This is a genomic window from Streptomyces graminofaciens (genome assembly GCF_030294945.1).
Lineage (GTDB): Bacteria > Actinomycetota > Actinomycetes > Streptomycetales > Streptomycetaceae > Streptomyces > Streptomyces graminofaciens.
Window position 1 is genome coordinate 458,830 of sequence record NZ_AP018448.1, and the last position, 13,058, is coordinate 471,887.

A 13,058-nucleotide genomic window follows, 5' to 3' on the forward strand; every position below is an offset into this window, starting at 1 on the left:
GCTGTGGCTCATCTGTTGGTGGTCGAGAGCTGGGTCGGGTCCATGAGCAGGCTGCTGCCCCGGGCGATACGGGAGAGCGGCCACGAGTTCACGTTCCTCACCCGGGACCTGCACCACTACGTGCGTTCCGCGCCCGAGGGCACGGCGCACCCACTGCTCGGCGCGCGCAACGTCATCACGGCGGACACCAACGACACCGAGGCACTGCTGCCGCAGGTCGAGCGGATGCACACGGTGTTCGGCTTCGACGGGGTGATCACGTCCTGCGACTACTACCTGTCGACGGTGGCGCGGATCGCCGACCGACTTGGCCTGCCGGGCCCGAGCGCCGAGGCCGTCGAGAACGCCTGCCGCAAGGACGCCACCCGCCGCGTCCTCGCCGACGCGGGGGTACCCGGGCCGCGCTTCGCGGTGCACGAGGAATGGGCCGACATCGCGCGGGCTGCCCGGGAGATCGGCTATCCGCTCGTCGTCAAGCCCGTCGACCTGTGCGCGGGCATGTACGTGCGGCGAGTGGACGACGAGGCTCAACTCGCCGCCGCAGTCGGAGTGTTGGCCGACTTTCCGGTCAACGCTCGGGGGCAGCGCCGGGCGCCCGTGGTGCTGCTGGAGGAACTGCTGGACGGTCCCGAGGTGAGCGTGGAGACGGTGTCGCACGCGGGCGCCGTCCACGTGGTCGGCGTCACCGACAAGAGCATCGGCGGGGCACCCGCGTTCATCGAGACCGGCCATATGTTCCCCGCCGCCCTCACTTCCGCCGACGCCGGGGCCGCCGAACAGACAGCGCTCGGCGCCCTCAAGGCGCTCGGACTGACCGACGGCGTGGTCGCGCACACCGAGATCAAGCTGACCTCCACCGGCCCTCGCGTGGTCGAGGTCAACCCCCGACCCGCCGGAAACCGCATCACCGAACTCGTACGCCATGTCACCGGCATCGACCTCGCCGCGGCCTTCGTGGAGGTCGCCCTGGGCCACGAGCCCGACCTCAAGCGCACCGACACCGGACTGCGCAGCGCGGCCATCGGCTTCCTCGTGCCCGAGACCGCGGGCACCCTCGAAGCGCTCGACGGAAGCCGACTACCGGACACCCCAGGGGTGTTGGAGGTGCAGCTCGCCGAGCCCGGCAGACAGGTGAAGGCGGCGGGCAGCAACAACGAGTACCTCGGGCATGTCATGGCGGGCGACCCGCACGGCACCGGCGCCCGCGACCGGGTCGAGGCCCTGCTCGACGAGGTGCGCTCCGGGCTGGTGATCCGATGACCTCCGCCACGACCGCCGCGGCGTACGACGACCTCCTGGGGCGTGCGAGAGCCGGTCACCTCGGTCCGGACCCCGCCAGCCTGCGGATCGCCGTCGCCTTCACCACCCGGCAGGCCGTACGTCACGACGGGCGCGGCACCGCCTACCGCAACGAGGTCCTCAGCCTGCGGCTCGCCGAGGCCGTCGGCTCCTGCGCGGTCGAACCCGGCGCGCTGCCCGACAGCGCGGTCGAGGAGTGCGTCGGCGCCGATGTGGCCCGGCTGCTGGACCATCCGCTGCCGGCGGTGCGCGTTGCGGCGCTCGACGCGTACCTGATGCACATCGCGCCGCACACCCCGGAGTACGGGGCGGAGCCCGTCCACCTGCCCACCGGGACGTCGCTGGAGAAGTCCCGGGCGCGGGCGCGGGCCGTAGTCGAGCTGCTCGAACTGCCGACCGGTGCCACCGTGCTCGTGGTCGGTGTCGTCAACTCGCTGCTGGAGGCGCTGCGTTCGCGCGGACTCGGCTATGTGCCGTGCGATCTCAAGGGCGGTGCGACCGAGTGGGACGAGGCGGTCGTCACCGACGCGCTCGCCGCGGCCGGGCGCTGCGACGCGCTGCTCGTGTCCGGGATGACGCTGGGCAACGGGACGTTCGAAGCCCTGCGACGGCACGCGCAGCAGCACGGCAAGCAGCTGGTGATGTTCGCCCAGACCGGCAGCGCCGTACTGCCCCGCCTCCTGGGCCACGGGGTGAGCGCGGTGTGCGCGGAGCCGTACCCCTTCTTCTGGCTGGACGGCGGCGCCGGCACCATCCACCGCTACCGCGCCGGTTGTACCGAGGGAGGCCTCCGGTGACCACCACCGCCGTCGTACCCGCCGCTCGCCCCGAGCTGCTCAGCCTGCTCGGCCGTACGCCGCTGGTGCGGATCACCACCGGGCTGCCGGGGCCCCACCCGGGCTTCTGGGCCAAGCTCGAAGGGCTCGCGGCGGGCGGTATGAAGGCGCGGGCCGCGGTGTCGATGCTGCTGGGGGCCCGGGAGCGGGGCGAACTGCGACCGGGCGCCCCGGTGGTGGAGTCCACATCGGGCACCCTCGGCGTCGGGCTCGCCTTCGCCGGGCAGGCGCTCGGCCACCCCGTCGTGCTGGTCGGCGACAGTGAACTGGAACCGTCCATGCGGCAGTTGCTGCGCTCCCACGGGGTGCGGCTGGAACTCGTGGACCGTCCCGCAGCACAGGGCGGCTGGCAGGCAGCGCGGCTCGCCCGGCTGCGGGAGCTGCTGGCCGTCCTGCCCGGCGCGTACTGGCCCGACCAGTACAACAACCCCGACAACACCGCCGGTTACGCCTCGCTGGCCGCCGAACTCGCCGTGCAGCTGGACCACTTGGACATCCTGGTGTGCAGTGTCGGCACCGGCGGACACAGCGCCGGGATCATCGGCCCGCTGCGGCGGCACTGGCCCGCACTGCGGCTGATCGGAGTCGACGCCACCGGTTCCACCATCTTCGGGCAGCCCGCGCGGCCCCGGCTGATGCGCGGCCTCGGCAGCAGCATCCACCCGCGCAATGTCGCCTACGACGCCTTCGACGAGGTCCACTGGGTCGGCCCCGCCGAGGCCGTGGACAGCTGCCGCCGCCTGGCCCGCGGCAGTTTCGTCAGCGGCGGCTGGAGCACCGGGGCGGTGGCCCGCGTCGCCGCCTGGGCAGCCCGCGTCCACCCGGGCGCGGTCGTCGCCACCGTCTTCCCCGACGGCCCCCACCGCTACCTCGGCACGGTCTACGACGACGACTTCGCCGCCGCCCACGGTCTCGACCCGGCCGCCGCGGCCACCCGGCCCGTCGAGATCCCGCACCCGCGTGCGGCCGAGGCGGGCGGCTGGGTGCGCTGCACCCGCGTCACCGACCCGCTGCAGGCGCTCCCCCTTTCGGAAAGGACCCCGTGAAGGCCACCCTGCGCACCGTACGTCTCGACCTCACCGAGCCGCTGCGCATCTCCCGCTCCACCATGTCCGCCCGCGACGCCGTGTGGCTGACGATCGAACACGACGGGCTGTACGGCTGCGGCGAGGCCGTCAGCAGTGTGTACTACGGCCTTGACGCCGCGACCTTGGAACGGCTCCTCGCGGCCACCGACGTCACGCGCTTCACCGACCCCGAGAGCGCCCTGGAGGCCCTGCGCGCAGGCGAGTTCGCCGGAGCCGACACCGCGCCCGCCGTGACCGCCGCCGTCGAGGCCGCGCTGCTCGACCTCGTCGGCAAGCGGGCCGACAGCCCCGTCCACCGGCTCCTCGGTGCCGTGGCACCGCCGGTCGCCGCCACCGCCCGCACCATCGGCATCACCTCCCCCACGCGCGCGGCGGCCGAGGCCCGCCGGCTCGCTGCGAGCGGCTTCGAGATCATCAAGGTCAAGGCGGGCGCGCGCGATCCCGAGGAGGACGTGGAGCGGGTACGTGTCATCCGTGACGCCGCGCCCGGGGCCCGGCTGCTGCTCGACCCCAACGGCGCCTGGAGCGCGGCGCAGGCCACGTCCCTGTTGCCGCGCTACGCCGACCTGGGCGTGGAGGCTGTCGAACAGCCCCTCGCCCCCGGTGACCCGGAGGCCCTGGGCGCGCTCGCCGAACGCTCGCCCCTGCCCGTCATCGCCGACGAGGACGCGGTGAACCTGGAGGACGCCCGCCGTCTGGCCGGACGCGTGCACGGCGTCAACGTCAAGCTCGCCAAGTGCGGCGGCGTCCACGCGGCCCTGCGGATCGCCGCGCTGATCGAGGGCAGCGGCACCGAACTGATGCTCGGCTGCCTCACCGCCAGCAGCCTCGGGCTCGCGCCCGCCGTGCACCTCGCCGACCGCGCCCGCTGGGCCGACCTCGACGGGCATCTGCTGCTCGCCCACGACCCGTGGACCGGCATCGGCGGCACCGACGGCTTCGTACGGGCGACCGACGCTCCCGGCCTCGGAGTCCGGCTGCGGGACCGGGCGACCGATGTTCCCCACGCCGAAGGCCCGCCGCAGGAGCGGGCACCCGACGCCCCCGGTTTCGGCGAAGCCCGGCCACAGGAGAGGACGCCGGACACGCGCGGAGCCCGGCCGCGGAACCGGGCGACCGATGCTCCCGGCCTCGACGAAGCCCGGCGGCAGGACACGCCCAACGCGCCCGTCCCCCCGCAGGGCCGAGCACCCGACTCCCCCGGCCTCCAGGCCCCGCCACAGGACAGGACACCCCACGCCCCCGGAGTCCCGCCACAGCACCGGACACCCGACGCCACCGGAGTCCGGCCGCGGGAGGTGGTCCATGAAGACGTGGCATGAGATACGTGGCTTCCCGGTCGCCGTCCGGCTGCTGCTGGTCAACCAGCTCGGTGTGAACACCGGCTTCTACCTGCTCATCCCCTACCTCGCCACCCACCTCACCGAGAATCTGGGTATGTCGGCGGCCGTCGTCGGCATCGTGCTCGGCATCCGCAACCTCAGCCAGCAGGGCCTGTTCATCATCGGCGGCTCGGCAGCCGACCGGCTCGGGGCACGCGGCGTCATTATCGCCGGCTGCGCCCTGCGCACCCTCGGGTTCGCCCTGTTCGCGCTCGGCGACGACTTGCCCGTCCTGCTCGCCGCGTCCGTGCTCAGCGGGCTCGCCGGGGCGCTGTTCAACCCCGCCGTGCGTGCCTACATCTCCCAGGAGTCGGGTGAGCGCAAGGCCGAGGCGTTCGCCCTGTTCAACGTGTTCGCCACCACCGGCGCGCTGATCGGCCCGCTGCTGGGCAGCGCACTGCTCCTGGTGGACTTCCGTACCTCCGCGCTGACCGCCGCCGGGATCTTCGCGGTCCTCACCGTCGCACAGGCCCTGGTGCTGCCCGCCCGGGAGGCGGAGCCGAGCGAGGGCACCGTGCTGGCCGACTGGCGCGAGGTCGTCGGCAACCGGGCGTTCCTCGCCTTCGCGCTCGCCATGGTCGGCATGTTCACCCTGGAGAACCAGCTGTACCTGCTGCTGCCCGACGGCGCCCGGCAGGCCACCGGCTGGGACGGCGCGGCCGGCCTGGTCTTCCTCGTCGGCACGCTCACCAACCTCGCCCTGCAACTGCGCATCACCCGCACCCTCAAGGCACGTGGAAACAGGGCCCGTTGGATCTCCCTCGGGCTGGGGCTGATGGCACTCGCGTTCCTGCCCCCCGCTCTGACGGCCGGTACGACCGGCGGCCCCGACGGAGCACTGGACGCCGCCCTGCGCGCCCTGCCGGTCCTCGCCGGAACCCTGCTGCTCTACCTGGGCGTGATGATCGCCCAGCCGTTCGTCATGGAACTCATCCCCGGCTTCGGCCGCCCCGAACTGACCGGCACCTACTACGGGATCTTCTACGTCGTCTCGGGCATCGCCGCCGCCGTCGGCAACACCGTCGTCGGCTGGGCCATGGACACCGGGGAGCGGGGCACCGCCTGGCTGCCGTGGGTGTGCTGCGCCCTGTTCGGCTGCGCCTCGGCGCTCGGCGTGGCCTGGCTGCACCGGCTGGGCTCCCTGCCGACGCCGTCGAAGCCCGCCTCCGTACCGGCGACGGCCTGAGGAAGGACCCCGAGCCCCCGTATGTCTCCCACCACCGGGCGCAACCTGCTCACCGACAACCCCGAGCTGTACGAGGCCCGCTTCCCCGACCCCGACCGGCTGGCCGGACGCTGGACGCAGGACTGCCTGCGGCGCCACGCCGCCGGGCCGCGCGTCCTCGACCTGGGGTGCGGCACCGGCCGTGACGCCGCCCATCTGCACACGGCCGGCCGGACCGTCACCGGCGCCGACCTGTCCGAGACGATGCTGGCCCACGCCCGCACCCACCATCCCGGCCCCTCGTACGTCTGGGCCGACCTGCACGGCTTCGACCTGGGCCGGGCCGCGTTCGACGCGGTCGTCTGCCTGGACAGCTCCCTGCTCTACTGCCACACCAACGACCAGCTCGACGGCTTCCTGTCCTCCTGCCGCCGCGCGCTCGCCCCCGGCGGCCTGCTGATCGCGGAGATGCGCAACGGCGCCTACTTCCTGGGCCGCACCGACCTCCTCGACACCCCGACGGTCAACGCCTTCACCTGGCAGGGCATCGCCTACCGCTCCACCACCACCCTGACCGTCGACCGCACGGCCCAACTCCTGCGCCGTACCCGCGTCTGGACCACGAACGACACGGACGACGGGTCCGAGCCCGTCGCCCAGCACTCCGCCTGGCGGCTGCTGCTCCCACAGGAACTGCGTCATTTCCTCGCCGCGCACGGCTTCGAGGTGCTCGAACTCCACGACGGCCCCGGACCGCGCACCGAACCCCCTTGGCAGCAGGGCGAACTGCCCGGCACGGCCGCCGACTCGGACCGGCTGCACGTCGTCGCGCGCCTCCGCACCACCTGACAACGCGCACCCTCACGCCACCCGACAGCGCGCGCCCCCACACCACCCGACAGCGCGCCTCTCCGCGCCACCCGACACAAAGGATCAGTCATGCACGACGAACGTTTCCCCGGCCTGCGCCGACGCGGCTTCCTCGCCGCCACCACCGGCGCGGCCGCCCTCGCCCTGGTCGGCTGCGGAGGCGGCGACACGGACGACAAGGCGGACAGCGGCTCCGGTACACCGAAGCGCGGCGGACGGCTGCGGGCCGCCTTCGCCGGAGGCGGTGCCAGCGAGACCCTCGATCCGCATCTGGCCGGCCTCTTCGCCGACGTCGCCCGCGCCAAGGCGCTGTTCGACAAGCTCGCCGACTACGGTGCCGATCTGTCCGCCGAACCCCGGCTCGCCACGAAGTGGGAGGCCAACAAGGCCCTGGACCGCTGGCAGGTCACCCTGCGCGAGGCGACCTTCCACGACGGCAGACCCGTCACCGCCAAGGATGTCCTCTACAGCTACCGGCGTATCGCCGACCCGAAGAAGGCGTTCCGCGCCAAGGCGTCCCTGGAGCCCATCGACCTCGACGCCAGCCGCGCCACCGGCGAGCGGACCATCGAGTTCGTGCTGAAGCGGCCGACCGCCGAGTTCCCCAACATCCTGGCCGCGTTCGGCGCGTACATCGTGCCGGAGGACACCGCCGACGGCGACTTCGACAAGAAGCCGATCGGCTCCGGCCCCTTCCGCTTCGTGTCCTTCTCCCCCGGCCGCTCGGCCGTCTTCCGCCGCAACGACGACTACTGGGACGGCGCCCCGCACCTCGACGAGCTGGAGTTCGTCGTCGCCAACGAGGAGTCCGCCCGCGTCAACGCCCTCCTCGGCGGCCAGGTCGAGTACGCCCACGAGCTGAACCCCACCACCGCCCGCGCCCACGAGGGCAAGGGGCAGATCGAGATCGTGCGGCTCCGCAACAGCGCCATGCAGGCGTTCTGCATGAAGACCGACCGGGCGCCCTTCGACGACAAGCGGGTACGCGAGGCGTTCTTCCTGATCGCCGACCGCCAGGAACTCGTCGACGGCGCCCTGTCGGGGGCGGGCGTGGTCGGAAACGACCTGTTCGGCAAGGGCTACGAGTACTACGCCGACGATCTCCCGCAGCGCGAGCAGGACCTCGACAGGGCTCGCGCCCTCCTGAAGAAGGCGGGTGCCGAGAAGCTGAAGGTCACCCTGGACACCTCGGCCGTGGCCGCCGGGTTCACCGAGGCCGCCAGCATCTTCCGTGACCAGGCGAAGAAGGCAGGCGTCACCGTCGAGGTCAAGATGGGCAGCAAGGACTCGTACTGGAGCGACATCCTCGACAACGGCACCCTGTGCTGCTACCGCTCCGGCGCCATGCCCATCGAGGCCCACATCTCCCAGCGCCTGCTCACGGATTCCACCACCAACGCCACCAAGTGGAAGCACAAGGACTTCGACGCCCTGTACCAGCAGGCACAGTCCACCCGTGACAAGACCGAGCGGGCCGCCGTGTACGAGCGCATGCAGCGGCGCCTGTACGCCGAGGGCGGCTTCCTCATCTGGGGCTTCGCCGACTGGATCATCGGAACGGCCCGCGGTGTGAAGGGAGTCGAGACGAAGGCGCCCGCCAACACGCTCGACTGGGCGCGCTTCGACAAGGTGTGGCTCGCGTGAGCGGACTGCGCTCCTTCGTCGCCCGGCGGCTGCTGCTCGGCGTCGCGCAGACCGTGGCCGTGGTGCTGCTGGTCTTCGCGCTCACCGAGGCGCTGCCGGGCGACGCCGCGGTCGCCCTGGCCGGCGACCAGCCCGACCCCGCGCGCATCGAGGCGATCCGCGCGGCGATGCACCTGGACCGGCCCGCGTACGAGCGGCTGGCCGACTGGGCGGCCGGTCTGCTCCACGGCGACCTCGGCACCTCGCTCACCTCCGGACGCCCGGTGAGCCGGTACATCGCCGACGGCTTCGGGCCGACCCTGCTGCTGGCCGGACTCACCGTGGCGCTGCTCGTCCCGGCCGGGTTCGGGCTGGGCGTGCTGGCCGCCCGCAGGGAAGGAGGCCCGGTGGACCGGCTGATCAGCTCCGTGACGCTCGCCGTGTACGCCGTCCCCGAGTTCGCGCTCGGGGTGCTGCTGGTGACCGTGTTCGCCCTGAACCTGGGCTGGCTGCCGCCGACCGCCCTGGGTTACGGCACGGATCTGCTCGCCCACCCGGCCGCCCTGGTCCTGCCCGTGCTCGTCCTGCTGGCCCGCCCCGTCTGCTCGCTGTCCCGCCTGGTGCGGGCGGGCATGATCGACGCGCTCGCCTCCCCGTACGTCGCCCAGGCACGCCGCTACGGCGTCTCGGCGGCACGTGTCCGCTACACCCACGCCCTGCCCGGCGCCCTGGCGCCCGCCGCGCAGCAACTCGCGCGCACTGTCGACTGGTTGCTGTGCGGTGTCATCGTCGTGGAGGCCCTCTACGTGATCCCCGGACTCGGCACGGTCCTCCTCAACGCCGTCGCCGAACGCGACGTACCCGTGGTGCAGGGTCTGGCCGTCGTGTTCGGTGTACTCACCGTGGTCCTCAACCTGGGCGCCGACCTGGTCGCCCACCGGCTGGCGCCCCGCGCGGGGGTGACCGCGTGAGGAACCGACGTACGGGCCGTTTCGCCCTCGGCGTGGCCGTCATCTCCGTACCCCTCGTCCTCGCCCTGCTGGGGCCGCTCTTCGCGGGCGAGCCGGGCCCTCGGTCCACGTCCTTCGCCCTCGGCGGCGGTCACTGGCTCGGTACCGACTTCGTGGGCCGTGATGTGTGGCGGCAGGTGCTGCACGGCGGGCGCCCGGTCGTGCTGACCGCGCTCGCCGCCACCGTCCTGGCCTATCTGGTGGCTCTCCCGGTCGGCCTGGCCGCCGCGCTCACCCGGCACCGCCGGCTGGAGGAGCTGCTGATGCGGCCCCTCGACGTCCTGCTCGCCGTGCCGTCACTCCTGTTGATCCTGCTGGTGGCTTCCGTGTTCACGCCCGGCGCCACCGGCCTCGCCCTGCTCGTCGCGCTGGTCAACGTGCCCGATGCCGCCCGCCTCGTGCGTGCCGCGGCGGCGGAGGCGGCCGCCCGCCCCGCGGTCGAGGCGCTGCGGATGCAGGGCGAGACCTGGTGGCGGATCGCCGTCGGCTATGTCGGCCGCTCCAATCTGCGCACGCTCGCCGCGGACGCCGGCATCCGGCTCACCGGCGTGCTCTACCTGGTCGCCACGGCCGCGTTCCTCGGCGTCGGTGTCGCGCCGGACGCCGCCGACTGGGCCGTCATGGTCGACCGCAACCGCACCGGCCTGTCCGTCCAGCCGTGGGCCGTGGTCGTCCCCGCCCTGTTGATCGTCACCCTGACGATGGGGACGAACCTCCTCTTCGACGCCGCGCTGGACAAGGGCGTACGACGCGGCGCGCTCACCCAGGTCCCGCGTGCCGGCCTCCGTGTCCGGCGCCGGACGGAGAAGGAAGCAAGCCCGTGACCCACGAGAACGTCACCGCCCTGGACTCCGTGGCCGAGGTCCGCGATCTGCGTGTCGAGGTCGACGGCCGAGCGATCGTCGACGGGGTCCGCCTCAGCGCCCGGCCCGGCCGTGTCACGGCCCTGGTCGGCGCTTCCGGCAGCGGCAAGACCACCACCGGGCTCGCCCTGCTCGGCGAGTACCCGCCGGGCGCCCGGGTGACCGGCGACGTCCGCCTGGCGGCCGGGGGTCTCGTCGGCTACATCCCCCAGCACCCGGCGGCCGTCCTCAACCCGGCCCGCCGCATCACCGCCCTCCTCACCGACATCGCCCGCCCCCAGGTACGTCATCTGCCCCGCGCCCGGCGTCGAGAGGCGGCACGGGAGCGCGTCCTACGGGCCCTCACCGAGGCCCAACTGCCCGACGCGCGAAGCCTTCTGCGCCGCTACCCCCACCAGCTCTCCGGCGGCCAGCAACAACGCGTCGTCCTCGCCCAGGCACTTCTGCTGGGGGCGCGAGTGATCGTCGCCGACGAACCCACCACCGGCCAGGACGCCCTGACCAAAAGCCGCGTCGTAAACCAGTTGGCGGCCGTCGCCGCCCGGGGCATCGCGGTCGTCCTGCTCAGCCACGACCTGGACGTCGTACGGGCGCTCGCCGACGAGGTCCTCGTCATGCGGGCCGGCCGGGTCGTGGAGTCGGGCCCGCCGCAGCGCCTGTGGCTCGCACCCCGGCACGAGTGGACCCGTGCGCTGCTGCAAGGGCAGATGTCGCTCCCGCGGTCCGCCGCCTCGGCGGACCCGGCCCCCGGTGAGCCCGTGTTGCGGATACGCGACCTGGTGGCCCGCCACCGCGACGGGGCGCGCGGCACAACCGTCGTCCTGCGTGCCCCCGCACTCGACCTGTGTCCGGGTGAATGCCTGGCTGTCGTCGGCCGCTCCGGCAGCGGCAAGACCACCCTCGCCCGCTGTCTGGCCGGACTCCACCGCGAGCACGACGGAGAGATCGCCCTCGACGGCACCCCCCTGCCCCGCAGCGTTCGCGACCGCGACCGTGCCCAACTGGCCGCCGTGCAGTACGTGTTCCAGGACGCGCGTGCCGCCTTCGACGAACACCGCCCCGTGCTCCCTCAGGTCGCCCGGACCGCCGTCCGGCTGCGTGGCGTCGACGATCACGCCGCCAGGACCGAGGCCCTCACCACGCTGACCCGCCTAGGCCTCCCGGCGGACCTGGTGCAGAGGCGCCCCGGGCAGCTCTCCGGCGGCGAACTCCAACGCGCCGCGCTGGCCCGCGCACTCCTCGCCCACCCGCGCGTCCTCATCTGCGACGAGATCACCTCCGGACTGGACACGGTCACCCGGCGCGGCATCCTCGACACCCTGATGACCCTGCTCGGCGATCGTGACGACCTCTCCCTGGTCCTGATCACCCACGACCTGGACACCGCGACCCTGGCCCACCGCATCGCCGTCCTGGAGTGCGGCGAGCTCGTCGAACAGGGTCCGGCCCAGCGCGTCCTCAGCGAGCCGAGCCACCCCTTCACCGTCTCGCTCATGGAGACCACGGCACGTCTGGGGGCGGGCGCGGGACCATCATGAGCGTCATCTGTCGTGCCGCCTCAACTGGCTCTAGGGTCGACACAGTTCGCGTCCAGGGAGGCGCTGAACCGGCGCCATGGCCGTCCATCCCGACGGACCCCACCGCCACCACCGGCGTACGCAGGGCCCTGATCGTCGGCAGCAGCGACGGCATCGAGCCGGCCCGCACCCGGCTGCTGCTCGGAGCGGGCTGGCAGGTGAGCGGCCTGTCGCGTGGGCAGAGCGGCTCCGGCAGCCCGGCTACGCGCACACCGTCACCGACGTCACCGATCCCGGCTTCGGGGCCGTGCTCGCCGAACTGTCGGACGCGCGTGGCCCATTCGACCTGGTCGTCCACTGCGCCGGCATCGCCGAGGCCTTCGACGTGGCCGACATGGCGGCGCAGAGCCGGGTCTTCGCGGTCAAGTGGCCCATCCGACCGGGCCGGTGACCACGGTCGAGAGCGTCGCGCCGCGTCGAGGCGCTGACACAGCCCGCCGAGGCTTGTCACAGACCCAGGCGCTGCAACGCGACCGCGACATGGCCCCGCAAGGACCGGTCCCAGCCGGGTACGGTCCCGGCGACCTCTCCCTCGTCGGCGTGTACGAGCACGGTCAACGCCTCGTCGGGAAGTGCCACCGACTGTCGGCGGGCCAGGGCGACGGCGGCCGTGACCCGCACCGCTTCGTCCGTGGACGCCAGGCATGCGGTCAGGGCGGCGAGTTCGCCGGAGCCGGGTGGCCCGGGGAGGTGGGCCAGAGCGAGGTTCGCCGAGGCCCGGGGGCCGTGGGCGTCGTACGGGACGTCGGTGAGTGTGCTCGCGAGCCCCGGGGTCTTGGGGAACCAGGCCAGCAGTGCCGCCGCGCGGGTCGCCACGGACGGGTCGCGGTCGCGTAGCCAGGCCAGGAAGGACGCCGTGTGGCGTGCGGCCGCGCGGTAGGCCTCGGCGGCCCAGTGCAGTGCCACGGCGTCGGCCACGTCGGCGACGGTCTCGATGCCCGGGTCCTCCTCCTCGAAGAGGACCCGGAGCACCGCGTCCTCGTCCACCGGGCGGACCCGGTCGGCCGCGGCGAAGGCCCGGAGGGGGTCGAAGGGCAGTTCGCCGTCGGTCAGGTCGCCGACGGCGACGGCGTGCAGCACGTGAAGCACGGTGCCCCGTTCGGGTGTCGCGGGGGTGTCGACGAGGGCGACCAGCGGGGCCACCACATGCGCGCTGGCGGGCCATCGGGTGCCCTGGTGGTGGACGCTGCCGGTGAGGGCCGACCGGGCCGCGCGACGGACCGCCGGATCGGCGCCGGACAGTGCGGCCAACTGCCCCGGGACGTCCACCGCCCTGCCGTAGGCGTGATACAGGCGAGCCCAGTCGGTCGCCGGCGGGATGCTCACGGCCGGAGCCTACGGCACC

The 13,058-nt window shown here is 73.3% G+C and carries 10 protein-coding genes and 2 pseudogenes; 11 read left to right on the forward strand and 1 reads right to left on the reverse strand.

The annotated features are described in order from the left end of the window. The first annotated feature begins 3 nt into the window (after positions 1-3). The 11 genes and pseudogenes from SGFS_RS02345 to SGFS_RS02395 all read left to right on the forward strand — a co-directional run bounded on the left by SGFS_RS02345 (position 4) and on the right by SGFS_RS02395 (position 12,104). The gene (locus SGFS_RS02345; RefSeq protein WP_286247190.1) at positions 4-1,260 is read left to right on the forward strand and encodes an ATP-grasp domain-containing protein; all 1,257 of its coding nucleotides are present in this window, start codon (positions 4-6) and stop codon (positions 1,258-1,260) included. After that, positions 1,257-2,096 carry a Rossmann-like domain-containing protein gene (locus tag SGFS_RS02350; protein ID WP_286247191.1) on the forward strand — a complete coding sequence of 280 codons (840 nt, stop codon included), beginning with the start codon at positions 1,257-1,259 and terminating at the stop codon, positions 2,094-2,096. Before SGFS_RS02345 ends, SGFS_RS02350 begins: the two co-directional genes overlap by 4 nt. Beyond that, complete coding sequence (locus SGFS_RS02355) at positions 2,093-3,181, forward strand: PLP-dependent cysteine synthase family protein (protein WP_286247192.1); 1,089 nt, start codon at positions 2,093-2,095, stop codon at positions 3,179-3,181. Before SGFS_RS02350 ends, SGFS_RS02355 begins: the two co-directional genes overlap by 4 nt. Then, positions 3,178-4,206 (forward strand): annotated as a pseudogene (locus SGFS_RS02360) (mandelate racemase/muconate lactonizing enzyme family protein); the annotation flags it as partial. The gene SGFS_RS02355 and the pseudogene SGFS_RS02360, both read left to right, overlap by 4 nt. A gap of 322 nt (positions 4,207-4,528) precedes the next feature. After that, positions 4,529-5,791 carry an MFS transporter gene (locus SGFS_RS02365; protein WP_286247194.1) on the forward strand — a complete coding sequence of 421 codons (1,263 nt, stop codon included), beginning with the start codon at positions 4,529-4,531 and terminating at the stop codon, positions 5,789-5,791. 21 nt (positions 5,792-5,812) lie between these two features. Continuing rightward, the gene (locus SGFS_RS02370; protein WP_286247196.1) at positions 5,813-6,619 is read left to right on the forward strand and encodes a class I SAM-dependent methyltransferase; all 807 of its coding nucleotides are present in this window, start codon (positions 5,813-5,815) and stop codon (positions 6,617-6,619) included. 90 nt (positions 6,620-6,709) lie between these two features. After that, positions 6,710-8,284, forward strand: coding sequence for an ABC transporter substrate-binding protein (locus tag SGFS_RS02375; protein WP_286247200.1), 1,575 nt, complete (start codon positions 6,710-6,712; stop codon positions 8,282-8,284). Beyond that, positions 8,281-9,234 carry an ABC transporter permease gene (locus tag SGFS_RS02380; protein WP_286247202.1) on the forward strand — a complete coding sequence of 318 codons (954 nt, stop codon included), beginning with the start codon at positions 8,281-8,283 and terminating at the stop codon, positions 9,232-9,234. The genes SGFS_RS02375 and SGFS_RS02380 overlap by 4 nt, the downstream gene beginning before the upstream one ends. A gap of 302 nt (positions 9,235-9,536) precedes the next feature. Next, positions 9,537-9,941: pseudogene (locus SGFS_RS51725) on the forward strand (ABC transporter permease subunit); the annotation flags it as partial. Continuing rightward, positions 9,884-11,674, forward strand: a complete 1,791-nt coding sequence (locus SGFS_RS02390) for an ABC transporter ATP-binding protein (RefSeq protein WP_434028174.1) — start codon at positions 9,884-9,886, stop codon at positions 11,672-11,674. The pseudogene SGFS_RS51725 and the gene SGFS_RS02390, both read left to right, overlap by 58 nt. A 76-nt stretch (positions 11,675-11,750) precedes the next feature. Further along, the gene (locus tag SGFS_RS02395) at positions 11,751-12,104 is read left to right on the forward strand and encodes a hypothetical protein (RefSeq protein WP_286247206.1); all 354 of its coding nucleotides are present in this window, start codon (positions 11,751-11,753) and stop codon (positions 12,102-12,104) included. A 56-nt stretch (positions 12,105-12,160) separates the two neighbouring features. On the opposite strand, the gene SGFS_RS02400 is transcribed toward SGFS_RS02395, so the two are convergent. After that, positions 12,161-13,039 carry a hypothetical protein gene (locus SGFS_RS02400; RefSeq protein WP_286247207.1) on the reverse strand — a complete coding sequence of 293 codons (879 nt, stop codon included), beginning with the start codon at positions 13,037-13,039 and terminating at the stop codon, positions 12,161-12,163. Positions 13,040-13,058 lie beyond the last annotated feature (19 nt).

Bases quoted from the DNA above. Each gene is read 5' to 3' on its own strand.
- SGFS_RS02375 (WP_286247200.1), top strand. From the start codon at position 6,710: ATGCACGACGAACGTTTCCCCGGCCTGCGCCGACGCGGCTTCCTCGCC.
- SGFS_RS02395 (WP_286247206.1), top strand. From the start codon at position 11,751: ATGGCCGTCCATCCCGACGGACCCCACCGCCACCACCGGCGTACGCAG.
- SGFS_RS02365 (WP_286247194.1), top strand. From the start codon at position 4,529: ATGAAGACGTGGCATGAGATACGTGGCTTCCCGGTCGCCGTCCGGCTG.
- SGFS_RS02370 (WP_286247196.1), top strand. From the start codon at position 5,813: ATGTCTCCCACCACCGGGCGCAACCTGCTCACCGACAACCCCGAGCTG.
- SGFS_RS02350 (WP_286247191.1), top strand. From the start codon at position 1,257: ATGACCTCCGCCACGACCGCCGCGGCGTACGACGACCTCCTGGGGCGT.